Raw genomic sequence first — 22,509 nt, 5'->3', positions numbered from 1 at the left:
TGCCTAAACATTGAATCTAAAATGCATTACATCGCCATCTAAAACGATATAGTCTTTTCCTTCAAGGCGTAGCTTTCCTGCTTCTTTGGCGCCATTTTCGCCTTTGTATTGGATATAGTCTTCATAGGAAATAACTTCAGCTTTTATAAAGCCTTTTTCAAAGTCATTATGAATCACGCTCGCTGCTTTTGGTGCTTTCCAGCCTTTTTTGATTGTCCAAGAACGCACTTCAACTACACCAGCGGTAAAATAACTGATCAGTCCAAGCTTAGTAAAAGCAGTGCGTATGATTTGATCAAGACCGCTTTCGTTAACTCCTAGAGAACTTAAAAATTCACGACTTTCTTCATCACTTAATCCTACTAATTCTTCTTCGATTTTTGCACAAAGCTTGATAACTTCATGATCATTTTTTTTAGCATATTCTTTTAAAGCTTTTACATAATCATTATCTTCACTAATACCATTTTCATCAACATTTGCACCATAAATCACTTCTTTAGCAGAAAGCAGTCTTAATTCTTTGATTAAGGCTTGATAAATTTCGCTTTCTTTTTCAGGATAAGAACTTGCAGCTAAGCCTTTGTTTAAATGATCAAGTAAAGAATTTGCAAGTTCGAGGCTTTCTTTAGCACCCTTTTGGTTGGCTTTGGTTTCTTTGGTGAGTTTTTCTATTTTTTTACTCAGTTGTTCAATATCTGCTAAAATAAGCTCTGTATTGATAATTTCTACATCACGCAAAGGATTAACTCCACCTTCAACATGGGTGATATTTTCTTCATCAAAACAACGCACTATGTGTAAAATAACCTCAGTTTCGCGTATATTTGAAAGAAATTTATTTCCTAAGCCTTCACCCTTACTTGCACCTTTAACAAGTCCAGCGATATCTACAAATTCTATTAAAGAATGTATAATTCTTTCAGGTTTTACGATTTTAGCAAGTTCATTAAGTCTTAAGTCAGGAACTTCAACCATGGCTTTGTTAGGCTCTATGGTACAAAAAGGATAGTTTGCACTTTGGGCATTTTGTGCTTTAGTTAAAGCATTAAAAGTCGTTGATTTGCCAACATTTGGAAGTCCTACTATACCTACGCTTAAACTCATTTAGCTTTCCTTAAAATTTGAATTAGATAATTAACACACATTCTAACTCCAGCTCCACCTGCACCAAAACTAGAATATCCCCAAGATTTTTCCGTATAAGCAGGTCCTGCTATGTCAAGATGTAACCATTTGTCTTTATATTCTTTACGAATAAATTTATCTAAAAATAACCCCGCGGTAATTGCGCCTCCATAGCGACTAGAGGCAGTGTTGCTAATATCGGCAATATTTGATTTTATAAGTTCTCTTAAGTGGGGGTTAAAGTGTAAGATTGTAGTATATTCTCCACTTTTTTTAGAGCTTAGATAAAAATCATTTTGCAATTCTTCATTGTTTCCCATAATAGCACTTGTAAATTCTCCAAGTCCTACAACACAAGCTCCAGTAAGTGTTGCCATATCGATAAGTAAATCAGGTTTTAAATCTTGTGCAAAAGAAAGACAATCAGCTAAAACCAAGCGTCCTTCTGCATCTGTATTTCTTACTTCTATACTTACGCCTTCGCGACTGATTAACACATCATCAGGCTTATAAGCATTGCCACCTATCATATTTTCAGTTGCACCTAAAATACAATGTACTTCTAAATCTAAAGCAAGCTCGGCTACGGCTTTTATGATCCCCATTGCTGCTGCTGCACCGCTTTTATCAGCTTTCATTGTAAGCATAAAATCAGCTGGTTTTAAGCTTAATCCACCGCTATCGTAAGTTAAGCCTTTTCCAACAAATACAACACGTTTTTTTGCATTTTTGGCTTTATAGCTTAGATGAATGAGGCGTGGTGGATGTACCGAGGCACGATTGACTGCCAAAAAAGCATTCATTTTTTCTTTGGCCAAAAATTTTTCATCATAAATTTTACAAATAATGTTTTTATTTTCTTTAGCTAAATTTTGCGCATCTTCTGCCATTTTTAAAGGGGTGTAAATTTCAGGAATTTCATTGACTATATTTTTAGTAAAATTTGTGGCATTAGCTAAAATTTCTCCACGCTCCAAGCCTATCTTAGCTTCATCTTTATTAAATTTCTTACCATTTAATTCTTCGCTTGAAATAATAAATTTTTCCAAAGTGCTTGTTTTTTTCTCGCTTTTATATTTGTCAAATTTATAAGCTCCAAAAAGTACGCCTTCAACTAAAGATGTAAAACTTCTAACTACACAATCTCCTATTATGCTAGGAAGTTTTACGCTTTTTATATTAAGCTTTTCAAGAGTTTTATATGCTGTGCAAAGACTTAATCTTATATCCTCATAAGCAAGGCTTTTAAGCTCTAAATAAAGCTTTTTATTGTTTAAGTCTAGTAATACACCTTCGCCTTTGTAATTATTAAGTTTAAAAAAATCTTTTTCTTTGTTAAAATTTTTTAAATTTTTATCCTGTATAAAAATAAGTTCAAAGTCTGCTTTTATAGCATCTAGTTTTTTATCGTTTAATTCAAATTTCATGATTTTTTCCTTTTATCTTTAAGTATAGCTTTTTCCATTTGTTTAAAACCAAATAATAAAAGGGATAAAAAAGCTATAATAATAATGGCTGCATAATACCAATGTTCTTCAGCCCAAGTCACCATCTTCCAAATTTGTTCTCCAAAATACCAAGCTAAAAGTATAGTGATTGATGCCCAAACCCAAGCACTAAAAAGATTGATAATAGCAAATTTTTTTGCACTATAACGCGTGACTCCTATACTCATAGGTATAATGGTTCTAAAGCCATACATATAACGTTGTATAAAAATAATAGGCCAACCAAAACGTTGTAAAAGTAAGTGCGCTACTGCAAATTTACGCCTTTGGGTTTTTAATTTTTTTTGTATGTAGCGTTTATTATATCTTCCTATATAGAAATAAATTTGGTCGCCTACAAAACCACCAAGTCCTGCTATAAATATAACAAAGCCTAAATTTACATGTCCTTGATGGGCAAAAATACCTGCCAAAATTAAAGCCAACTCCCCTTCTAAAATACACCATAAAAAAATAATAATATATGCTAGATCTTTGTATTGGTAAAGTAAATTTTTTAAAAATTCTTCCATTTGTGCCTTTCTATAGTTTTAAATTTCTAAAACACTATAAACTGAAGTAAGCTTTTCAAGTTTATTTGCTCCATTTAAATCTTTAAGATTCATTAAAAAACAAGCTTCAACGCATTTTGCTCCAGCTTTTTGAATGAGTTCATACGAAGCTATAGCTGTTCCGCCGGTTGCTATTAAATCATCTACAAGTAAAACTTTTGCATTTTGAATATTTTTAAATGCATCTTTATGAAGTTCTACTTTATCGCTACCATATTCAAGATCATATTCACAGCTAAAGGTTTCAAAAGGGAGTTTTCCAGGTTTTCTAATAGGTACAAAAGGAAGATTAAGTTTTGCACAAATCATAGATGCAAAGATAAATCCTCTGCTTTCTGTTCCTGCTATGAAGTCTAGATTGTAATCTTTGTAGCGTTCTTTTAAATGTTTAAGTAGAAAATTTAAAGCCTCTTTGTTATTTAGTAGAGTGGTAATATCTCTAAAAATAATTCCTTTTTTTGGAAAATCAGGAATAATTCTAATGCTATCAAGCAGGTATTTTTGTTCTTCTTGTGTTAGTTTTATCATAATAATGCCTCGATTTTTGCTTCTAATTCTTTAATTCTTTGTCTTAGTTTGTCATTTTCTAAACGATATTGAGAATTTCTAGTTCTTAAAGATGTAAGGTCTGCTTTGATTTTATTAAGCTCTTCTGTGAGTATATCTATATTTCCAAGACTTCTTTGAAGTTGGATTTGTAGTTTTCTAATAACAATCTCAGTATCATCAAGATTGTTTTTGATAAAATCTTTTGATGTTTTTTCTTTATTAAGTAGAGTTTTATAGTAAAACAACATTACAATCAGATAGATAGTTGCACAAATTAATATAGTTAAAACAAGCCAGTTTGTAAACATTATATTTTTACCTCAATTTTTTGAATTCTTTGCATATGTCTCCCTTCTTCAAAAGGAGTTTGAATGAATTTTTCTATAATATCTGTAGCTAATTCAATCCCGATTAATCTTCCACCTAATGCCAAAACATTGGCATCATTATGTCTTCTTGCAAGTTCCGCACTTAAGCTTTCATGGCATAATGCGCAGCGAATGTTTTTATGACGATTTGCTGCAATAGAAATTCCAATTCCACTTCCACAAATAAGAATGCCAAAGCTTCGTTTGTCTATTTTTTCGGCAAGTAAATGTGCATAATCAGGATAATCACAGCTTGCGCAAGTGTTTGTTCCTAAATCGTTAAAAATTATATTTTTTTCTTTTAAAAATACGCAAATTTTTTCTTTTAATTCAAAACCAGCATGATCACTAGCAATATAAATTTTTTCCCTAAGCATTGGTTTCCTAATTACTATATAAAATAAGATAAAAATCTAATCTTATCATATTAAATCATAAAAACAGCTTTTCTTTTTTTAAAAATAAGCTTTATTTTTCTTTATATATGTTAGAATTTGCGACAAGAAAAATAAAATTTCAATAAATTAAGGGGAGAAGAAAATGAAGCTCATACTCATAGGATCTTCAACAGGTGGTCCTAATCAGCTTAAATTTCTTTTAAAGGATATTGATATAAAAAATACTTGTGTAGTTATAGCTCAACACATGAGTGTTAGTTTTATTCCATCTTTTGTGGGGCAATTTAATAAGGAGGCTTTTAGTGAAGTGTGCTTATTGAACGATAAAGAGATATTAAGCAATAAAATTTATATTTGCCCTAAAAATACTATTTTATCTGGAAATTTAAATATTGTAGCCTCTTGGCAAGATGTGGTATCAAGTTTTAAGCCAAGTGTAGATTTGCTTTTTCATTCCGCTGTTTCTTTGGCAAAAACAAATAAAATACTTGCTATTATTTTAACGGGTATGGGAGATGATGGCGCAAAAGGTTTATTTGAGCTTTATAAAACAGGGGTTAGATGTTTATGTGAGAATGAGGCAGATAGCGTCGTTTATGGTATGCCAAAAAGAGCAAAAGATATGAATCCACATTTAAAACCTATGAGCTTAAAAGAAATTAAAAAAGAAATTATAAATTTTATTGATCAGGATTAATAAAAGGAAAATTACATGGAAAAAAAAATAACTCCTAGCGAATTAGAACTTAATGAATTTATAAAAATTATCAACGAAATGAGCGGTATTGATTTAACCGATAAAAAAAATATACTAGCTTTAAAGTTGAATAAATTTCTTGAAGGAACTAATACTAAAAATTTTTCCGAATTTTTGGGAAAATTAAAAAGCAATAGACAACTTAAACAAGAAACTTTAGATTTTGTAACCATAGGTGAAACTTATTTTTTAAGAGAATTGGCTCAATTGAAAGAAATAATTTATTATGCCAAAAGCTTAGAAAAGAGAGTAAATATCCTAAGCGCCCCTTGTTCAAGTGGAGAAGAGGTATATTCTTTGGCATTATTGGCTACACAGAATTTTATTAAAGATATGTATATTTTAGGCATTGATATCAATTCAAGCGTAATCGAAAAAGCAAAACTTGGAAAATATCAAGGAAGAACTTTACAGCGATTGAGCGAGAGTGAAAAAAGAAGGTTTTTTTTAGAAAGCGAAGATAAATTTTATACTATTAATAAAAATGAGCTTTGTACTTGTAAATTTGAACTTTGCAATGTTTTTGAAGAAAAATTTTCAAGATTGGGAAAATTTGATATTATAGCTTCTAGAAATATGATTATTTATTTTGATCATGAATCAAAACTAAAACTTATGGAGAGATTTCATAGAATTTTAAATGATAAAGGAAGGCTTTATGTTGGCAATGCTGATTTAATTCCAGAGACTATTTATTTTAAAAAGATTTTCTCTCCAAGAGGTGTTTACTATGAAAAAGTATAAATTCTAAAAATTACTAAAAGTTACACTTTGGAAATTTATTAGTAAAAATAAGTTACATTTTGAAGTAGTTTTCTTTATTTAATGATAAAATAATTTCAATTAATTTTATATTTAGCTAAAAATAAAGGAAAAAACTTGATTGAATTAAAAAATGTAAATAAATACTACGGAACTCATCATGTTCTAAAGAATATTAATCTTTCTGTTAAAGAAGGTGAGAAGCTTGTTATTATAGGTCCAAGTGGAAGTGGAAAAAGTACAACTATCCGTTGCATGAATGGGCTTGAAGAAGTTAGTTCAGGAGAGGTCGTAGTTAACAATCTTGTTTTAAATCATAAAAATAAAATTGAAATTTGCCGAAAATATTGTGCAATGGTTTTTCAGCATTTTAATTTATATCCACATATGACGGTTTTGCAAAATTTGACCTTAGCTCCAATGAAACTTCAAAAAAAATCTAAAAAAGAAGCTGAAGAAACAGCTTTTAAGTATTTAAAAGTTGTAGGTTTGCTGGATAAAGCAAATGTTTATCCAGCAACCCTTTCAGGCGGACAACAACAACGCGTTGCTATAGCAAGATCACTTTGTACTAAAAAACCCTATATTTTATTTGATGAACCTACTTCAGCCCTTGATCCAGAAACCATACAAGAGGTTTTAGATGTAATGAAAGAAATTTCACATCAAAGCAATACTACCATGGTGGTTGTTACACACGAAATGGGTTTTGCAAAAGAAGTAGCAGATAGGATTATTTTTATGGAAGATGGTGCTATTGTGGAAGAAAATATTCCTAGTGAATTTTTTTCAAATCCAAAAACCGAAAGAGCGCGACTCTTTTTAGGGAAAATTCTTAAAAATTAACCAAAATTGAAAGGAGAAAAAATGGTTTTTAGAAAATCTTTGTTAAAGTTGGCAGTTTTTGCTCTAGGTGCTTGTGTTGCATTTAGTAATGCTAATGCAGCAGAAGGTAAACTTGAGTCTATTAAATCTAAAGGACAATTAATAGTTGGTGTTAAAAATGATGTTCCGCATTATGCTTTACTTGATCAAGCAACAGGTGAAATTAAAGGTTTCGAAGTAGATGTTGCCAAATTGCTAGCTAAAAGTATACTAGGTGATGATAAAAAAATAAAACTAGTTGCAGTTAATGCTAAAACAAGAGGCCCTTTGCTTGATAATGGTAGTGTAGATGCAGTGATAGCAACTTTTACTATTACTCCAGAGAGAAAAAGAATTTATAATTTCTCAGAGCCTTATTATCAAGATGCTATAGGGCTTTTAGTCTTAAAAGAAAAAAATTATAAATCTTTAGCTGATATGAAAGGTGCAAATATTGGAGTGGCTCAAGCTGCAACTACAAAAAAAGCTATAGGTGAAGCTGCTAAAAAAATTGGCATTGATGTTAAATTTAGTGAATTTCCTGATTATCCAAGTATAAAAGCTGCTTTAGATGCTAAAAGAGTTGATGCGTTTTCTGTAGACAAATCAATATTGTTAGGCTATGTGGATGATAAAAGTGAAATTTTGCCAGATAGTTTTGAACCACAAAGTTATGGTATTGTAACCAAAAAAGATGATCCAGCTTTTGCAAAATATGTTGATGATTTTGTAAAAGAACATAAAAGTGAAATTGATGCTTTAGCGAAAAAATGGGGTTTATAATATGAATGAAAGTGTAGGTTTTGTTGAACATTTGAGACAAATTCTTACTTCTTGGGGTTTATATGATGAAAATAGTATAAGCCCTTTTGCGGTATGGAAATTTTTAGATGCTTTGGATAATAAAGATGCTTTTATTAATGGTTTTATTTATACTTTAGAAGTAAGCATTCTTGCTTTGCTTATAGCTACAATTTTTGGAACTATAGGCGGAGTTATGGCTACAAGTAGATTTAAAATTATCAGAGCCTACACTAGAATTTACGTAGAGCTTTTTCAAAATGTTCCTTTGGTAATACAAATTTTCTTTTTGTTTTATGCCTTGCCTGTTTTAGGTATAAGACTTGATATATTTACTATTGGTGTATTGGGTGTTGGGGCTTATCACGGAGCTTATGTAAGCGAGGTGGTTAGAAGTGGAATTTTGGCTGTGCCAAGAGGTCAGTTTGAAGCTTCTGCTTCTCAAGGGTTTACTTATATTCAGCAAATGCGTTATATCATAGTACCTCAAACCATTAGAATTATTTTACCACCGATGACAAATCAAATGGTAAATTTAATCAAAAATACCTCTGTATTGCTTATTGTAGGTGGAGCTGAGTTAATGCATTCTGCTGATAGTTATGCAGCTGATTATGGAAATTATGCGCCAGCTTATATATTTGCAGCGGTTTTATATTTTATAATTTGTTATCCTTTGGCTTATTTTGCAAAGGCTTATGAAAATAAATTAAAAAAAGCACATTTAACGAGATAAAGGGTTGTTAATGGAAAATGTTTTTAATGCACAAAATATTGAATTTTTAATGCAAGGTTTATTTCTGACATTAAAAATAGCCTTAGCAACTTGTATTATTTCGATTGTTTTTGGAACTTTTTTAGCTATAACTAAAAATTATGGGGATAGATTAAGTAAATTTTTAGCAGCTTGCTATATAGATATTTTTAGAAATACTCCTTTATTATTATGGATGCTTGCAGCTTGTTTTGTTCTACCTGTATTTTTTGGACAATTTCCTCAAGCTTTTTGGGGTACTATAGGATTTTCACTTTATACGAGTTCGGTTATGGCTGAAATTATTAGAGGTGGATTAAATTCTATACCAAAAGGTCAGTTTGAAGCAGCTTATTCTCAAGGTTTTGGTAAATTTTTTACTCTTTTTTATATTATTTTACCACAAACTTTTAGAAAAATAATACCTGCTTTATTATCTCAAATTGTAACCACTGTAAAGGATACAGCTTATTTAGCGGGTTTAGGTATAGCTGAACTTACTTATAATTCAAAAACTATATTGGCAAAACTAAGAAGTTTTGAAGAAATTTTAGCGATGATAGGTGTTGTTGCGGGAATTTATTTTATAATATGTTTTTCACTTTCTATGTTGGTAAGATATTATGCTAAAAAGACAGCTTACATTTCTTAAAAAAGCTTATATTTTTATATAAGCTTTTTAAATTTACAGCAGTTTTTAACATTTTTTTTATTAAAATCCTTTGTATTAATTCATAATTTTATTGATTAAGGTTTTTTATGCGAGGTTATAAAATTTTTTCAGGCTCAGCTAATGTGGAATTTGCAAGACAAGTTTCTAAATATCTTTCCCTGCCTTTAAGTGATGCTGGAGTAAAACGGTTTAGTGATGGGGAGATTAGTGTTCAAATTGATGAGAGCGTACGCGGAAAGGATGTTTTTATTATTCAAAGTACTTGTGCTCCTACAAACGATAATTTAATGGAACTTTTAATTCTTACAGATGCTTTGCGTCGCTCAAGTGCAAATTCGATTACGGCTATTATCCCATATTTTGGCTATGCGAGACAAGATAGAAAAGCAAATCCTAGAGTGCCAATTACTGCTAAACTTGTGGCTAATTTGATTCAGGCAGCTGGGATTGATCGCGTAGCTACGATAGATTTGCATGCAGGACAAATTCAGGGTTTTTTTGATATTCCAGTAGATAATCTTTATGGAAGTATAGTTTTTAATGATTATATTAAAGCCAAACATTTTAAAAATGCTATTATAGGAAGTCCAGATATAGGCGGTGTTGCAAGAGCTAGGAGTGTTGCAAAGCATTTAGGACTTGATATAGTTATAGTTGATAAGCGTCGCGAAAAAGCCAATGAAAGTGAAGTAATGAACATCATTGGAGATGTAAAAGATAAAGAAGTTATCCTAGTAGATGATATTATTGATACTGCTGGCACTATAGTTAAAGCTGCAGAAGCTTTAAAAGAAAAAGGTGCAAAATCTGTTATGGCTTGCTGTACTCATGCAGTTTTAAGTGGAAAAGCCTATGAGAGAATAGCAAGTGGAGCTTTAGATGAGCTTGTAGTAACAGATACCATACCTTTAAAAGAGCAATTACCAAATATTAAAGTATTAAGTGTTACATCTGTTTTTGCTGAAGTAATACGTCGTGTTTATCATAACGAAAGTGTAAATTCTCTCTTTATTTAGATTAAAAAAGCTTAAAGATTGTTTTTAAGCTTTTCATTTTTATGCTACTTAAAGAAACAAAAAATATATATTTTTTAAAAATGTGAAAAAACTAAACATCTTTCTATACAATTTAATCTATAAATCTGTTATTCTTTGAAAATATTTTATTTTCTTAGGAGAAATATGACTCAGTTAAGTACTAAAATTTTATGGTTGCTTGTTGCAACTTTAGGCGCTATTTGTTTTGGTTATTTAGCTTTAAAAAATGGCGAAAGTGTATCAGCGATTTATTTGGTGGTTGTTGCTGTATGTATTTATATGATAGGATATAGATTTTATGGGCATTTTGTAGCTTATAAGGTTTTAGAACTTGATAAAAATCGCGCAACACCGGCGCTTGTAGAAAATGATGGGCGTGATTTTGTGCCTACAAATAAGGCTGTATTATTTGGACATCATTTTGCTGCTATTGCAGGAGCAGGTCCATTAGTAGGACCTATCTTGGCTGCTCAAATGGGATATTTGCCTTCTATGCTTTGGATTTTAGTAGGAGGAGTTTTAGCGGGTGCTGTGCATGATTTTGTTGTTCTTTTTATATCTACTCGTAGAAAAGGTAGAAGTCTTGGCGAGATGATTAAGGATGAGATGGGTAAATTTACAGGTGGAGTTGCTATGATGGCGATTTTTGGCATTATGCTTATTATTATTGCCATTTTAGCTATGGTGGTTGTAAAAGCTTTAGCAGAATCTCCATGGGGTTTATTTACTATCGCAATGACTATTCCTATAGCAATATTTATGGGAATTTATATGCGTTTTATCCGCCCAGGTAGAGTAGGGGAGGCTTCTATAATAGGTTTTGTGCTTTTAATTTTGGCTATTCATTATGGTAGCGTTGTAGCTGCTGATCCTTATTGGGCTAAAATATTTACTTTAGAAGCTCCAACTTTAGCAGTTGTTATGATGGCTTATGGCTTTATTGCTTCTGTTTTACCTGTGTGGTTTTTACTTGCTCCAAGAGATTATCTTTCAACTTTTTTGAAAATCGGTGTTATTGTGGTAATGGCTGTAGCTATTGTTTTGGTTACTCCTGATTTGCAAATGCCAAAAGCAAATACTCAGTATTTTGATGGAACAGGTCCAGTATTTGCAGGTGGAGTATTTCCATTTTTATTTATTACCATTGCTTGTGGTGCGATCAGTGGTTTTCATGCTTTGATTTCTAGTGGAACTACTCCTAAAATGCTTGAAAACGAAACTCATGCCTTAGCTGTTGGATATGGCTCTATGCTTGCTGAAAGTGCTGTGGCGATTATGGCTTTAATTTGTGCTTGTATTTTACATCCAGGTCTTTATTTTGCTATAAATTCAAGCTCTGCTTTGATAGGAACAGATGTTGTAAGTGTAGCACAAACCATTTCAAGTTGGGGATTTAGCATTACTCCTGAAGAAATTACTACTTTGACTACAAATATAGGAGAGCATACTATACTTTCAAGAACAGGTGGAGCTCCAACTTTTGCTATAGGTGTAGCTTTGATCTTGCATGAACTTTTTGGCGGCGTGGATTTGATGGCTTTTTGGTATCATTTTGCTATATTGTTTGAAGCTTTATTTATTTTAACAGCGGTAGATGCTGGAACAAGGGCTTGTCGTTTTATGGTGCAAGATATACTGGGTAATGTTTATAAACCTTTAGGAGATATTCATAATTATCTAGCTGGACTTTTGGCTACGGCTTTAAGTGTTGCAGGTTGGGGATATTTTCTTTATCAAGGCGCCATTGATCCTAAGGGGGGAATTTATACGCTTTGGCCTCTTTTTGGCGTGAGCAATCAAATGCTTGCGGGTATGGCTTTGCTTCTTGCTACAACTATACTTGTAAAAATGGGCAAGGCAAGATATACTTGGGTTACTTTAATACCTGCGGTATTTGTCTTAGTGGCAACTCTGTATGGAGGAATTCAAAAAATTATGCCTTATAAAGAAGGCAATAAAGTAGCAAATGCGGTAAGTCATGTAGCCGCCGTTAGCATACAAAGTCAAAAAATTAAAGATTTAGAATTTAAATTAAATAATACTAAAGATGAAAAAGAAATTTCTACAATTAAAAAAGAAATTTTAATAGCCACTCAAAGTAAAGTTGGAAATTTACTTAATGCAATTCTTTGTGTGTTCTTTATGATAGCCACCTTGCTTGTTATAATTTCTTGTATAGGAATTTGTTTAGGTAAAATTAAAATTCCTCTTAAAGAAACTAAGTATATTAAGATTGATGAATTTCAAAAAATTTAAGTATTATTATGAAAAAGCCGAAAGGTTTTTTCATCCCTTGGTGGGACTTTCTAGTTATGATAAGTATTTAGAACACATGAAACAAAAACATCCAGGAAAAATTCCAAAAACCAGAGGGGAATTTTTCAAAGAATGTCTAGATAAAAAATATAATAGTGGAGGTTTAAATAAATGCTGATAAGCTTAAAGGATAAAGTTTTATCATACAAAATAAGCTTTAAGCATTTAAAAAGCCATGAATTCTTTTAAGTTCTTCGCTAATAGGCTTTTTCTTTCCATCTCTTGTAACACTTACATAAGTTACTAAAGCCGAAGTTACATTAATGCAAGAAGTACAACCTTGAGAATCCACTCTTTGAGCTGTGACTTCTACTTCAACGCTGATTGAAGTGTTGCCCACATTTACAACTTTAGAGTAACAAGAAATTATATCGCCTATAAAAACAGGTTCTTTAAAAACTACTTTATCCATAGAGATTGTTACAACGCGTTCAGGAGAAAGTTCTCTTGCTGCGATAGCTCCTGCTAAATCGATTTGTGAAAGTATCCATCCGCCAAAAATATTTCCCGCTGGATTTGTATCGCTTGGCATGGCTACAATTTTTAATTTTGGTTCTCCCATATCTCTCATTTTTACTCCTTATTTTAAAAAATGAATTATAATTAAAAAAGTTAAAAAGGAGAATAAAAGTATGAATAATTTTAAAGAAATAGCTAAATTGGTTAGAAAATACAAAGAAAGAAATAATGCGTTATATGAGTTTTTAGACAAAGAAGATGTGGGCGAGTATTTTAGATCTTTGATTTCTTTAAGCGAATTAAAACAAGATAAAACAACTATGCTAGCCATACTTAGGCGTTTGGTTGATTTAAAAGAAGAAAATTTAGTTCAAGAATGGAAAAAAAACAACTTTAAGGAAGATAAGATTATAGAGTTAAAACATAAGTTCTATGAAGAGATTAGAAAGTTTTACGAAAAAGAACATCAAAATTTAATTAATGAAATAAAAGAGAAAAAGCTTTTAAATAATTTTTATCAGTCCTTAATACAAGGAGTGCATAATATAGGTTTAATTATGAATATTTTTGAAATTTCTTGGACTAAAGAAATTATAGAAAAAAATAATAAAATTTTATCTACTCAATTTCCAAATTTAGATGATGCAATGGAATTTTTGCGTAAAAATCATTTATATCAAAAAACTTCAGAAGGAGAAATTTGTGAGCGAAGTTATGGTGTTTTAGTTAGAATAGGAAATTTATGGAAATTTGTTCCTTATGCGAGATTTTTCGAGAATGAAATTTTAAAATTAGAATTTGCTTTTGAAAATATGATTGATCAGCTTAAAACATTTGCTAGTAACGAAGAGGAAAAAGCTTATATAGAATATTTTGAAAAATTAAAATTAGCGTTTTGCGAAAAAGATGAAGATAGAATTATAAAAGCTTGGCAAGAGGCTGAATTTGCTTGGATGAAAGTAAAATCACCTTTACAAGTGGGACATCCTTTAGAATATTATGAAGATAATTATACTCATGCGGTGGCATTAGAATGGGATATAAGAATAGAAGATGAGAATGATTTTGATGTTTTGAAATTTGGTAGTGAGATTAAGGAAAGTTTTGAATATGTTTATAAAAATATAGGACTTGAAGATTGTGACTTGGAAAAAGAAGTTTTATCTAATATAGAAAAAACTCAACTTTATATTTGCACTCCGATGATATTTTATGGTGCCGAACTTAAAGGTTTATTTTCAGCTCAAGTCGTTCCAAATGATGAGTTTATAAGTTCTAGGGCGGGTAAAAAAATATTTGCCTTTATAAATTTTGTATATGAAAATGCTAAAACAAAGCCTTTTATGAAAATTTCTAGCGAGGTTTTTGATAAAGAATTTTTGGATTTTGGAAGAAATATTTTATTTTATCAGGAAAAAATTTGGAAAAGGGTTTATGAAGTATCGACCATAGGTCATGAATTTGGTCATATGTTTTTTATTGCTAATGATACTGAAAAAACAATGAATCAGAGTGGTTTTTTTAAAAATATAGAAGAATATAAAGCTACTGCAGGTGGACTTATAAATTTCTTTTATCATGAACAAGATGACTTGATAATGCCTGTTTTTCATGAACTTATAAAAAGGGCTATTGGACTTATTTCTTGGCAAAGGGTTGATGAAGTTAGACCTTATTATACAGAAGGACTTATTCATCTTAGTTTGCTTTTTGAAAGTGAAGTATTGATTTTTGAAAATAATAATTTGAAGATAAATTTTGATTTAGGGCATTATGAAAAATTTAAAGAACTAACTTTAAAAAATTATCATGAATTGGCAAAACACTATGCTTTAAGACTTGATGCAAAAGAGTTTTTAAGTAGATTTTGTGAAATTGAAGATGATATTTTTCTTCCTATTATGCCTAAGTGTAAAGAATTTGTTAAATTTTATTATGATTTATACGAGAAAATTGGTAATGAAATTGATAATAGCGGAGAATTTGAAAGATATAAGAAAAAATAATAAAGTTTTTTGAAAAAAACTTAAAAAAAGCTGTTTTTTACTTGATATTGTTTTTTAAATATGCTAAAATTAGGCGTTTCAATTAAAACAAAGGAGCTTTTATGACTAAAGCAGATTTCATTTCATTAGTTGCTCAAACAGCTGGGCTAACAAAAAAAGACGCTACTACTGCTACTGATGCAGTTATTTCTACTATTACTGATGTTTTAGCTAAAGGTGATAGCATCAGTTTTATTGGTTTTGGTACTTTTTCAACTCAAGAAAGAGCTGCTAGAGAAGCTAGAGTACCAAGCACAGGAAAAACAATTAAAGTTCCTGCTACAAGAGTTGCAAAATTTAAGGTAGGTAAAAACCTTAAAGAAGCTGTTGCAAAAGCAAGCAACAAAAAGAAAAAATAAAACTTCGGCTAGATAAATTCTAGCCTTCTTTCTTGATTGATTCGGATATTTTGCATCTTTTATTTACTTTATTTTTTTAAACTTTTATAAAACTATCATTATTAAATAAAAAAGGATATTAAAATTATGAAAGTACATGAAAAAGTAAGTGAGCTTATAGGAAATACTCCCATTATGCATTTAAAAAAATTTGGTATCAATGTTTTTGCTAAATGTGAATTTTTAAATCCTAGTCATTCTATAAAAGATAGAGCAGCTTTTGAAATGATTAAAGATGCTTTAGATAGTAAAAAAATTAATCAAGATACTACAATAGTTGAAGCAACTAGTGGAAATACTGGAATTTCTTTGGCTATGATTTGTGCAGATTTGGGACTTAAATTTATTGCTGTAATGCCTGAATCTATGAGTTTAGAAAGAAGAAAAATGATAACACTCTTTGGCGCTAGGTTAGAATTAACTCCTGCGAATTTAGGAATGAAAGGAGCGGTTGATAAAGCAAATGAAATATTGTTAAATACTCCAAATTCTTTTATGATTTCTCAATTTGAAAATATTTCAAATAAAAATGCGCATCGTAAGAATACGGCTTTAGAAATTTTAAGAGATTTGGATAATAAACTTGATATTTTTGTAGCTGGTTTTGGAACTGGCGGTACTATTAGTGGAGTTGGGGAAATACTAAAAGAAAAATTAGAAAAAGTGCATATTGTTGGAGTCGAGCCTCTAAATTCTCCATTGCTTAGCAAAGGTGAAGCGGGAAGCCATAAAATACAAGGAATAGGGGCGAATTTTATACCTGCTATTCTAAATAAAGAAGTTATAGATGAAGTGATCACGGTAAGCAATGAAGATGCTATAAATACAGCCAAAGAGCTTGCCAAAAGTGGTTTAATGGTAGGTATATCAAGTGGAGCAAATGTATTTGCCGCAAGTATGCTAGCAAAGAAATTTCCAGATAAAAGAATTTTAACTATGCTAAACGATACGGCTGAAAGATATCTCTCAACTGATCTTTTTGCTTAAGTATAATTATTGAGAATTTAGAAAAATTCTAAGTTCTCTTAAAATTTCTTGTGGATTTAAATCGCTAATTTCTTTATAAAAATGACCTTTTTCATTAATAAGATAAAGCATATTGCTATGTGCTATAGAATAACCCATAAAAGAATCATTTAGATCTATTTTTTGATATTGAACATTATATTGTTTTGTTATTTTTTGAAGAGTTTTTTCATCTTTTGCAATTAAAGCATCTGCTTTTGGGTAAAAGTATCGTAACCATTCGTTTGTATTACTTAAGTTATTATCTCTATTTAGATCTAAAGAAATAAAAAGAAGGTGAGCCTTAGGATTATTGATTTGCTTTAAGGCTTTGCCTACTAAACTAAGAGTTGCCGGACAAACATCAGGGCAATAAGTGTATCCAAAATAGATAATAAGCTTATCTCCTTTAAAATCTTTTAGGGTGGCTTCCTCTTTTAAATCTGATTTCAAAATAAAATCATAAGAATTTTGATGATTTTTAATAAAAAATATTACACCTAAAATAATGGCAACTATAACTATAAATAAAATAATATTTTTTTTCATTTTTTTAGCTCAAAATCAAAATAAAACCCTATGGGTTTATTATTATCCATAAATTCTACCCTAAAACGCATAGTATCTAAAACACAAGTAGCAAGAACTATTTTGCTTTCATAGTCTGTTAAATTTAATCGATGTATTTTAGGCTTAATTTCACCCATATACATATTTAATCCATAAATTTTAATTCCTAAGTTGTTATAATTTCCTAGATTTACAATCTTTAGATTTGTAACATCTAAAGATTGTAAGGGTTTGGGATTTAGGGAAATTAAGACTTCTTTATTATTAAAACTATATGTGCAGTCTTTAACATTAAGATCGCAAGTCAATGGGGTGGAAAAATCAGCTTTTGTTATTTTTTGAGAATCTTTTATTATATAAAAATCAAAAATAATATATAAAGTAGCAATAACAAAAGCAAAAGCTAGGATAAAAATAATTTTTCTCATTAATTAAAATTCTTTAGAATCAATATTTTTTAACTCTATGGTTTTGTGATTATTAAATTTTAAATCTAACTTTACCTTCGTATCTTTAATAATAGGTTTTTTTAGTTTTAAAAGCATTATATGGTAACTTCCTGATTTAAGTTCTGTGCTTGAATGAGCTTTTATAATAATTTCAGGAATTTTTTGCATCATCATTTTTCCATCTTTATGTATATGTGTATGCAGTTCACTTGCTTCACTGATATCGCTTTTGACACCTATTAAAGCAATATCTTTATCAGTATTATTAAAAATGGTAAGAAAAATAGCACTATTTTGCGCATGAGGTGGAGTTTGTTTTACAAAGGCATTTTTTACCTCTATATCATTAACAGCCCAAAGATTTACAGCAAAAAGAGCGCCTAAGAGAAGAATTTTTTTCATATTGCATCCTTATTTTTATAACATTAAACATTTGTTCATTATATCAAAAAATATTTTTATTTGAATATAAATTTTTTAAAATCTTTCAATGTGTGTTACCTGTTTGAAAATTTTTTGCATAGTAACATCACAATCAAAGAAAAAACCAGTTGGAGCATTATTGTTTAAAAATTCAACCCTAAATCTAGAATCATCGGTAATACTTTTATCTATAAAATTTACAAGAATACCACCATTAACTATATAAATTTAGGAATGATATCGCCTATATTTAGGAATTTAAACTATAAATTTCAATCTTTAAATTAGAATAATGAGGAGAATTTTTAATTTTTATAGTAGTTTTATTGAAAATTTTTATAGGTTTTAGGTAGGCTGAAACTTCAATATTTTTTTATTATAAAGAAAAAACACAATCTTGTGAATTTAAGTCACAAGCTAGATCTTGGCATGTATTTAAGCTAAATATACTTTCTTTTTATCATATAATACATAAAAAGCCAAAAACAAAATGCCTAAAAAAGACATTTCTATAAAAAAATTTCTTATCACTATAGACAACCTTTTAAAACAAGCCTTTATGATTTATAAAAATTATATCATAAATAAGGTCGCATTATTAATATAATTAATATTTTTTAAGAAAAAAAATATTATAATCACAAACATTTTTGACTTAAAAAATTTTGAAATACCTAAGGAAAAACATTGTTAAAACGACTTACTTTATTAATTACACTTTCTTCATTGATGTTACATGCCTCAGATCTTGTTAAAATTTATCTTAATCAAGGGTTAGATGCTGTTGGCGTAGCGATTGAAAAAGAATTAACTCAAAAGGATTTTTGGTTAAGTGAAATAGGAGATAAAAATATTTCACTCGGATATTATGATGATAATGTTGCTATCGTGCTTGCAAATAAAACAGATAAAATTCTCCGTGTTTATTCTTACGAGGATGGAAAAATAAGAAAAGATTTTGAACAAAAAGAAATAATAACTGGATTAATGGGCGATAAAAAAATAGAAGGAGATTTGAAAACGCCAGTAGGTTTTTATGAGCTAGGTCGTAAGTTTAATCCAGGTGATCCTTATTATGGTCCCTTTGCTTTTGCTACAACTTATCCAAATTTACTTGATAAAGTACAAGGAAAAACAGGTGGTGGTATTTGGATCCATGGCTATCCTTTAGATGGTTCTAGACTTGATGAATTTAAAACAAGAGGGTGTATTGCTTTATTTAATAACAATTTGGAGAAATTTGCACAAGTTGTGCAAGACAAAAAAGTTTTTGTTATGACAGAAGAAAAAGAAAAAACTAGAGCTAAAAAGGATCAAATAGCTAGTTTATTGGCTGATCTTTTTACATGGAAACTAGCTTGGACAAATAGTGATACTAATACCTATTTAAGTTTTTATGATGAGCAAGAATTTAAACGTTTTGATAAAATGAAATTTGAACAGTTTGCTTCCATGAAAAAATCTATTTTTTCTCGTAAAGAAGATAAAAAGATTAAATTTTCAGATATTAATATCAGCCCTTATCCGAATTTAGAAAATGAAACTATGTATAGAATTTCATTTTATGAGGATTATTACACTAAAAACTATCAGTTTAGAGGCGATAAAATTTTATACGTTAAGATAGATAGTAAAGGTAAAATGAAAATTTTAGCAGAGCAATAAATGTCTTTAATAAAAATTGATCAAAAAGCTTATGAATATAATTTAAGACATATTGCTAAAAAAATAGGGAGTTTTCAAAGATTAATTTGCGTTTTTAAAGATAATGCATATGGACATGGAGCTAAGCTTTTAGCTCCATTAGCCAAAAATTTAGGAGTTTCTTTTGTTGCTGTTAAGAGTGAAGAAGAAGCTCAAGAAATCGAAGAATTTTTTGAGAATATATTAATACTATCACATCGTCCTCATGGCAATGAAAATTCTCGATTTATTTATGCTTTAAATGATATTTCTCAAGTAAAAAAATACAAGCAAGATATAAAAATACATCTAAAAATAGATACAGGCATGCATCGCAACGGAATTTGTGTAGAAAATTTAGAGCATGCTATAAATCTTATTCGAAGTAGTGATTTAAAACTTACTGGAATGTTTACACATTTTGCTAGTGCAGATGAAATGGATGGAAGTTTTTTTGTTCAAAAAGAAAATTTTCAAAAAGCTAAAAAGATAGTAAAAAAATATTTTTCAAATTTATTATTTCATTCGCATAATTCTGCAGCATTATTTAGAGGGAAAATTCCTGAAGATGAATATTGTAGAGTTGGGCTTGTTCAATTTGGATATGGGGAATCAAATTTAAAAAGAGTTTTAAGTTTGTATGCTCATAGATTAAGTCAAAGGATTTTACAAAAAGGACAGAGTATAGGATATGGAGGCATTTTTACTGCTGCAAAGGATATGGAAGTAGCAACTTATGATTTGGGTTATGCTGATGGTCTTTTCCGTTACAATGGAAAAGGGGAGTTAGTGCTTGGAAATGGAAAAGTAATACTTGGAAAGATGTCAATGGATAGTTTTTCTTGTGAAAATTCTGGTGAGGAAATTTGCGTGTTTAAAGATGCTGATATTTGGGCTGATTTTTTTCATACTATTAACTATGAAATTTTAGTAAAATTAAACCCTAACATTCAAAGAGTTCTAGTATAAACATGTTTAATATAGTTTTAATTCACCCTAGAATACCGCAAAATACAGGTAGTATAGGTAGAATGTGTTTTAATGCTGGTTTTAAACTTCATATTGTTAAACCAACTGTTTTTGATATTTCTCAAAAGGCTGTTAGAAGAGCAGGACTTGATTACTGGGATAAATTAGAGCCTATTATTTGGGAGAATCTTGAAGAATTTTTAAATGAAAATATTATTTATAAAAATCGCTTTTTTTTCGCAACAACTAAGAGTCAAAAAGCTTATTTTGATGCAGAATTTCAAAAAAATGATTTCTTATTCTTTGGAAGTGAGAGTTATGGCTTACCTATGGAATTAATGCAATTAAATTGGGAAAATGCTATAACTATACCTATGAAATCTTATGGAAGAAGTTTAAATTTAGCTACAAGCGTTGGTATAATCTCTTATGAAGCCTTAAGACAAAATTTTAGCAATTTTGTTTCTTAAAAGTTTCAAATTTACACAATAACTTAAAACAAATAAAATCATAAAGTCCTTTTTATAAAAATTATGTTAAAGTAAAATTTAGATTATTTTTTGAGGAGTTTGGATGAATTTAGATATTATACTAGATTTTGCCAATAAAGCGTCTGATATTATAGCTAATAAGATTGTCCCAAATACAGACATTATTATGGTAGTTTTACTTATTGTTTGTGGGCTTTATTATAGTTTTTTAACTCGCTTTGTTCAGTTTCGTATGTTGAGTTCTGTATTTAAAATTCTTACAGAAAAAAACGAAGGACACACTAAAGAACATATTTCACCTTTTCAAGCATTGATGATCTCAACTGCTTCTAGAGTTGGTATAGGAAATATCGCTGGAATTTCTTTGGCATTGGCTACAGGTGGAGCTGGTGCTTTATTTTGGATGTGGGTTATGGCATTTTTTGGTGGTGCCTCAGCATTTGCTGAAAGTACCTTAGCTCAAGTTTACAAATCAAAAGATGATACAGGCGGGTTTAAAGGTGGTCCAGCTTATTATATAAAAAAAGCCTTAGGCTCACATTTTTTTGGAGCTTTTTTTGCTTTTATTCTTATTATTACTTATGCTTATGGATTTAACGGACTTCAAAGTCAAACAATGACTTCGTCTTTTAAAGTTTATTATGATATGTTTAATCCAAATGCTGCTGTAGATTTTGCATCAAGTTCTTGGCCAATGATTATTGGTATTGTTTTAACTATTTTTGGTGCATGGATGTTTTTTTCTCACCATACTAAAATAGGTAAAATTAGTTCTTTAATTGTTCCTTTTATGGCTTTAGCTTATGTTTTACTTGCCGTGATTGCTGTTTTAATGAATTTTGATAAAATTCCTTCTGTGGTTCATATGATTTTACAAAGTGCTTTTGATTTTAAAGCGATTTTTGGTGGTTTTGCTGGTTCTGCTTTAGTTATAGGGATTAAAAGAGGACTTTTTTCAAATGAAGCAGGTATGGGCTCGGCACCTAATGCAGCTGCAGCAGCCTTGACAAGTCATCCAGCTAAACAAGGTGTTATACAAGCCTTTTCAGTTTTAATTGATGTTGTTGTTTGTACAAGTTCTGGATTTTTAGTTCTTTTTTCTATGGCATATTTAGGACTTGGAGAAAGTAAAATCGATGGTGGAATGCCTTTAGTTCAAGAAGCTATGCGTGAGTATTATGGTAGCTTTGGAATCCATTTTATTACTATAGCTATTGTTCTTTTTGCAATAACTTCTTTAATAGGAAATTATTATTATGCTCAAGCTAATGTTAAATATTTAACAAATTCCAAATTTGTAATGAATTTGTTTAGAATTACAGCTGTAGCTATGATTTTTATAGGCTCGCAAATGAATTTAAAACTTGCTTGGAATTTGGCTGATTTGACTATGGCTTTCATGGCAACGACAAATATTATATCTTTATTGCTTTTAGGTGGTATAGTAAATAAAGTTTTAAAAGATTTTAATACGCAACAAAAATCTGGTATAGATCCTAAATTTAACGCTAGTAAACTTGGAATTAAAAACGCTGAATGTTGGGATTAAAA

General features: G+C 30.0%; 26 protein-coding genes and 1 pseudogene. 16 read left to right on the top strand and 11 right to left on the bottom strand.

Translation table 11 applies throughout. The features are described from left to right. Positions 1-3: 3 nt before the first annotated feature. The 6 genes from ychF to rpiB are packed head-to-tail and all read right to left on the bottom strand — an operon-like array spanning position 4 to position 4,481. On the bottom strand, positions 4-1,107 hold the full coding sequence (gene ychF / locus AJ888_RS07515; protein ID WP_002861621.1) for a redox-regulated ATPase YchF: 1,104 nt from the start codon (positions 1,105-1,107) through the stop codon (positions 4-6). Next, a complete protein-coding gene (locus AJ888_RS07510) occupies positions 1,104-2,555 on the bottom strand; it encodes a leucyl aminopeptidase (protein ID WP_002861620.1) in 1,452 nt (483 codons plus the stop codon). The genes ychF and AJ888_RS07510 overlap by 4 nt, the downstream gene beginning before the upstream one ends. Next, positions 2,552-3,148, bottom strand: coding sequence for a DedA family protein (locus AJ888_RS07505; protein ID WP_002861619.1), 597 nt, complete (start codon positions 3,146-3,148; stop codon positions 2,552-2,554). The genes AJ888_RS07510 and AJ888_RS07505 overlap by 4 nt, the downstream gene beginning before the upstream one ends. Before the next feature lie 18 nt (positions 3,149-3,166). Beyond that, the gene (gene apt, locus AJ888_RS07500) at positions 3,167-3,715 is read right to left on the bottom strand and encodes an adenine phosphoribosyltransferase (protein WP_002861618.1); all 549 of its coding nucleotides are present in this window, start codon (positions 3,713-3,715) and stop codon (positions 3,167-3,169) included. After that, positions 3,712-4,044 carry a membrane protein gene (locus AJ888_RS07495; protein ID WP_002853247.1) on the bottom strand — a complete coding sequence of 111 codons (333 nt, stop codon included), beginning with the start codon at positions 4,042-4,044 and terminating at the stop codon, positions 3,712-3,714. The genes apt and AJ888_RS07495 overlap by 4 nt, the downstream gene beginning before the upstream one ends. Continuing rightward, a complete protein-coding gene (gene rpiB / locus AJ888_RS07490) occupies positions 4,044-4,481 on the bottom strand; it encodes a ribose 5-phosphate isomerase B (protein WP_002861617.1) in 438 nt (145 codons plus the stop codon). Before rpiB ends, AJ888_RS07495 begins: the two co-directional genes overlap by 1 nt. A gap of 163 nt (positions 4,482-4,644) precedes the next feature. Between rpiB and AJ888_RS07485 the strand changes: the two genes are divergently transcribed. The 9 genes from AJ888_RS07485 to kcuS all read left to right on the top strand — a co-directional run bounded on the left by AJ888_RS07485 (position 4,645) and on the right by kcuS (position 12,584). Further along, entirely contained in the window at positions 4,645-5,199 is a 555-nt protein-coding gene (locus AJ888_RS07485) for a CheB methylesterase domain-containing protein (RefSeq protein WP_002861616.1), read from the top strand. A gap of 15 nt (positions 5,200-5,214) precedes the next feature. Next, positions 5,215-6,003 carry a CheR family methyltransferase gene (locus tag AJ888_RS07480; protein ID WP_002861615.1) on the top strand — a complete coding sequence of 263 codons (789 nt, stop codon included), beginning with the start codon at positions 5,215-5,217 and terminating at the stop codon, positions 6,001-6,003. Positions 6,004-6,138: 135 nt separating this feature from the next. Then, positions 6,139-6,867, top strand: coding sequence for an amino acid ABC transporter ATP-binding protein (locus AJ888_RS07475; RefSeq protein ID WP_002853259.1), 729 nt, complete (start codon positions 6,139-6,141; stop codon positions 6,865-6,867). 21 nt (positions 6,868-6,888) lie between these two features. Further along, positions 6,889-7,668: a bifunctional adhesin/ABC transporter aspartate/glutamate-binding protein PEB1a gene (peb1A, locus tag AJ888_RS07470; protein WP_002861614.1), complete on the top strand. Its 780-nt coding sequence runs from the start codon at positions 6,889-6,891 to the stop codon at positions 7,666-7,668. 1 nt (position 7,669) lies between these two features. Next, the gene (locus AJ888_RS07465) at positions 7,670-8,422 is read left to right on the top strand and encodes an amino acid ABC transporter permease (RefSeq protein ID WP_002853332.1); all 753 of its coding nucleotides are present in this window, start codon (positions 7,670-7,672) and stop codon (positions 8,420-8,422) included. Positions 8,423-8,432: 10 nt separating this feature from the next. Further along, positions 8,433-9,092: an amino acid ABC transporter permease gene (locus AJ888_RS07460; RefSeq protein ID WP_002861613.1), complete on the top strand. Its 660-nt coding sequence runs from the start codon at positions 8,433-8,435 to the stop codon at positions 9,090-9,092. A gap of 107 nt (positions 9,093-9,199) precedes the next feature. After that, positions 9,200-10,129 (top strand): ribose-phosphate pyrophosphokinase, encoded by a 930-nt coding sequence (locus AJ888_RS07455; protein WP_002861611.1) that lies wholly within the window; start codon positions 9,200-9,202, stop codon positions 10,127-10,129. A 165-nt stretch (positions 10,130-10,294) separates the two neighbouring features. Next, positions 10,295-12,406: a carbon starvation CstA family protein gene (locus AJ888_RS07450; RefSeq protein WP_070296224.1), complete on the top strand. Its 2,112-nt coding sequence runs from the start codon at positions 10,295-10,297 to the stop codon at positions 12,404-12,406. Further along, entirely contained in the window at positions 12,387-12,584 is a 198-nt protein-coding gene (gene kcuS, locus AJ888_RS07445; protein ID WP_002867452.1) for a KCU-star family selenoprotein, read from the top strand. The genes AJ888_RS07450 and kcuS overlap by 20 nt, the downstream gene beginning before the upstream one ends. A 39-nt stretch (positions 12,585-12,623) precedes the next feature. Here kcuS and AJ888_RS07440 read toward each other — a convergent pair whose 3' ends face one another. After that, the gene (locus AJ888_RS07440) at positions 12,624-13,037 is read right to left on the bottom strand and encodes an acyl-CoA thioesterase (RefSeq protein ID WP_002853544.1); all 414 of its coding nucleotides are present in this window, start codon (positions 13,035-13,037) and stop codon (positions 12,624-12,626) included. Between the two features lie 61 nt (positions 13,038-13,098). Between AJ888_RS07440 and ciaB the strand changes: the two genes are divergently transcribed. The 3 genes from ciaB to cysM all read left to right on the top strand — a co-directional run bounded on the left by ciaB (position 13,099) and on the right by cysM (position 16,355). Next, complete coding sequence (gene ciaB, locus AJ888_RS07435) at positions 13,099-14,931, top strand: invasion protein CiaB (protein WP_002861609.1); 1,833 nt, start codon at positions 13,099-13,101, stop codon at positions 14,929-14,931. A gap of 101 nt (positions 14,932-15,032) precedes the next feature. Next, on the top strand, positions 15,033-15,329 hold the full coding sequence (locus AJ888_RS07430) for an HU family DNA-binding protein (RefSeq protein ID WP_002861608.1): 297 nt from the start codon (positions 15,033-15,035) through the stop codon (positions 15,327-15,329). Positions 15,330-15,455: 126 nt separating this feature from the next. Next, positions 15,456-16,355 carry a cysteine synthase B gene (gene cysM / locus AJ888_RS07425; RefSeq protein WP_002861607.1) on the top strand — a complete coding sequence of 300 codons (900 nt, stop codon included), beginning with the start codon at positions 15,456-15,458 and terminating at the stop codon, positions 16,353-16,355. Positions 16,356-16,361: 6 nt separating this feature from the next. Here cysM and AJ888_RS07420 read toward each other — a convergent pair whose 3' ends face one another. From AJ888_RS07420 to AJ888_RS08970, 4 genes and pseudogenes are all read right to left on the bottom strand, one after another. After that, the gene (locus AJ888_RS07420; RefSeq protein WP_002861606.1) at positions 16,362-16,922 is read right to left on the bottom strand and encodes an SCO family protein; all 561 of its coding nucleotides are present in this window, start codon (positions 16,920-16,922) and stop codon (positions 16,362-16,364) included. Continuing rightward, positions 16,919-17,371 carry a hypothetical protein gene (locus AJ888_RS07415; RefSeq protein ID WP_002861605.1) on the bottom strand — a complete coding sequence of 151 codons (453 nt, stop codon included), beginning with the start codon at positions 17,369-17,371 and terminating at the stop codon, positions 16,919-16,921. The genes AJ888_RS07420 and AJ888_RS07415 overlap by 4 nt, the downstream gene beginning before the upstream one ends. A 3-nt stretch (positions 17,372-17,374) precedes the next feature. Further along, positions 17,375-17,794, bottom strand: coding sequence for a copper chaperone PCu(A)C (locus tag AJ888_RS07410; RefSeq protein WP_002861604.1), 420 nt, complete (start codon positions 17,792-17,794; stop codon positions 17,375-17,377). Positions 17,795-17,879: 85 nt separating this feature from the next. Further along, positions 17,880-18,346: pseudogene (locus AJ888_RS08970) on the bottom strand (hypothetical protein). A 156-nt stretch (positions 18,347-18,502) separates the two neighbouring features. Between AJ888_RS08970 and AJ888_RS07400 the strand changes: the two are divergent. From AJ888_RS07400 to AJ888_RS07385, 4 genes are all read left to right on the top strand, one after another. Further along, positions 18,503-19,480, top strand: a complete 978-nt coding sequence (locus tag AJ888_RS07400) for a murein L,D-transpeptidase family protein (RefSeq protein WP_002861603.1) — start codon at positions 18,503-18,505, stop codon at positions 19,478-19,480. Then, positions 19,481-20,467, top strand: coding sequence for an alanine racemase (locus AJ888_RS07395; protein WP_002861602.1), 987 nt, complete (start codon positions 19,481-19,483; stop codon positions 20,465-20,467). It begins immediately after the preceding gene. 2 nt (positions 20,468-20,469) lie between these two features. Next, the gene (locus AJ888_RS07390; RefSeq protein WP_002861601.1) at positions 20,470-20,937 is read left to right on the top strand and encodes a tRNA (cytidine(34)-2'-O)-methyltransferase; all 468 of its coding nucleotides are present in this window, start codon (positions 20,470-20,472) and stop codon (positions 20,935-20,937) included. Positions 20,938-21,040: 103 nt separating this feature from the next. Further along, positions 21,041-22,507 carry an alanine/glycine:cation symporter family protein gene (locus AJ888_RS07385; RefSeq protein ID WP_002861600.1) on the top strand — a complete coding sequence of 489 codons (1,467 nt, stop codon included), beginning with the start codon at positions 21,041-21,043 and terminating at the stop codon, positions 22,505-22,507. The last annotated feature ends 2 nt before the right edge of the window (positions 22,508-22,509 follow it).

This window comes from Campylobacter sp. BCW_6467 (assembly GCF_001762855.1).
In the GTDB taxonomy this organism is placed as follows: Bacteria; Campylobacterota; Campylobacteria; order Campylobacterales; family Campylobacteraceae; genus Campylobacter_D; species Campylobacter_D jejuni.
Note: the sequence above shows the minus strand (reverse complement) of the source record. Positions and strands in the feature narration are given on the sequence as shown.

Bases quoted from the DNA above. Each gene is read 5' to 3' on its own strand.
- ychF (WP_002861621.1), bottom strand. From the start codon at position 1,107: ATGAGTTTAAGCGTAGGTATAGTAGGACTTCCAAATGTTGGCAAATCA.
- AJ888_RS07510 (WP_002861620.1), bottom strand. From the start codon at position 2,555: ATGAAATTTGAATTAAACGATAAAAAACTAGATGCTATAAAAGCAGAC.
- AJ888_RS07505 (WP_002861619.1), bottom strand. From the start codon at position 3,148: ATGGAAGAATTTTTAAAAAATTTACTTTACCAATACAAAGATCTAGCA.
- apt (WP_002861618.1), bottom strand. From the start codon at position 3,715: ATGATAAAACTAACACAAGAAGAACAAAAATACCTGCTTGATAGCATT.
- AJ888_RS07495 (WP_002853247.1), bottom strand. From the start codon at position 4,044: ATGTTTACAAACTGGCTTGTTTTAACTATATTAATTTGTGCAACTATC.
- rpiB (WP_002861617.1), bottom strand. From the start codon at position 4,481: ATGCTTAGGGAAAAAATTTATATTGCTAGTGATCATGCTGGTTTTGAA.
- AJ888_RS07485 (WP_002861616.1), top strand. From the start codon at position 4,645: ATGAAGCTCATACTCATAGGATCTTCAACAGGTGGTCCTAATCAGCTT.
- AJ888_RS07480 (WP_002861615.1), top strand. From the start codon at position 5,215: ATGGAAAAAAAAATAACTCCTAGCGAATTAGAACTTAATGAATTTATA.
- peb1A (WP_002861614.1), top strand. From the start codon at position 6,889: ATGGTTTTTAGAAAATCTTTGTTAAAGTTGGCAGTTTTTGCTCTAGGT.
- AJ888_RS07465 (WP_002853332.1), top strand. From the start codon at position 7,670: ATGAATGAAAGTGTAGGTTTTGTTGAACATTTGAGACAAATTCTTACT.
- AJ888_RS07460 (WP_002861613.1), top strand. From the start codon at position 8,433: ATGGAAAATGTTTTTAATGCACAAAATATTGAATTTTTAATGCAAGGT.
- AJ888_RS07455 (WP_002861611.1), top strand. From the start codon at position 9,200: ATGCGAGGTTATAAAATTTTTTCAGGCTCAGCTAATGTGGAATTTGCA.
- AJ888_RS07450 (WP_070296224.1), top strand. From the start codon at position 10,295: ATGACTCAGTTAAGTACTAAAATTTTATGGTTGCTTGTTGCAACTTTA.
- kcuS (WP_002867452.1), top strand. From the start codon at position 12,387: ATGAATTTCAAAAAATTTAAGTATTATTATGAAAAAGCCGAAAGGTTT.
- AJ888_RS07440 (WP_002853544.1), bottom strand. From the start codon at position 13,037: ATGAGAGATATGGGAGAACCAAAATTAAAAATTGTAGCCATGCCAAGC.
- ciaB (WP_002861609.1), top strand. From the start codon at position 13,099: ATGAATAATTTTAAAGAAATAGCTAAATTGGTTAGAAAATACAAAGAA.
- AJ888_RS07430 (WP_002861608.1), top strand. From the start codon at position 15,033: ATGACTAAAGCAGATTTCATTTCATTAGTTGCTCAAACAGCTGGGCTA.
- cysM (WP_002861607.1), top strand. From the start codon at position 15,456: ATGAAAGTACATGAAAAAGTAAGTGAGCTTATAGGAAATACTCCCATT.
- AJ888_RS07420 (WP_002861606.1), bottom strand. From the start codon at position 16,922: ATGAAAAAAAATATTATTTTATTTATAGTTATAGTTGCCATTATTTTA.
- AJ888_RS07415 (WP_002861605.1), bottom strand. From the start codon at position 17,371: ATGAGAAAAATTATTTTTATCCTAGCTTTTGCTTTTGTTATTGCTACT.
- AJ888_RS07410 (WP_002861604.1), bottom strand. From the start codon at position 17,794: ATGAAAAAAATTCTTCTCTTAGGCGCTCTTTTTGCTGTAAATCTTTGG.
- AJ888_RS07395 (WP_002861602.1), top strand. From the start codon at position 19,481: ATGTCTTTAATAAAAATTGATCAAAAAGCTTATGAATATAATTTAAGA.
- AJ888_RS07390 (WP_002861601.1), top strand. From the start codon at position 20,470: ATGTTTAATATAGTTTTAATTCACCCTAGAATACCGCAAAATACAGGT.
- AJ888_RS07385 (WP_002861600.1), top strand. From the start codon at position 21,041: ATGAATTTAGATATTATACTAGATTTTGCCAATAAAGCGTCTGATATT.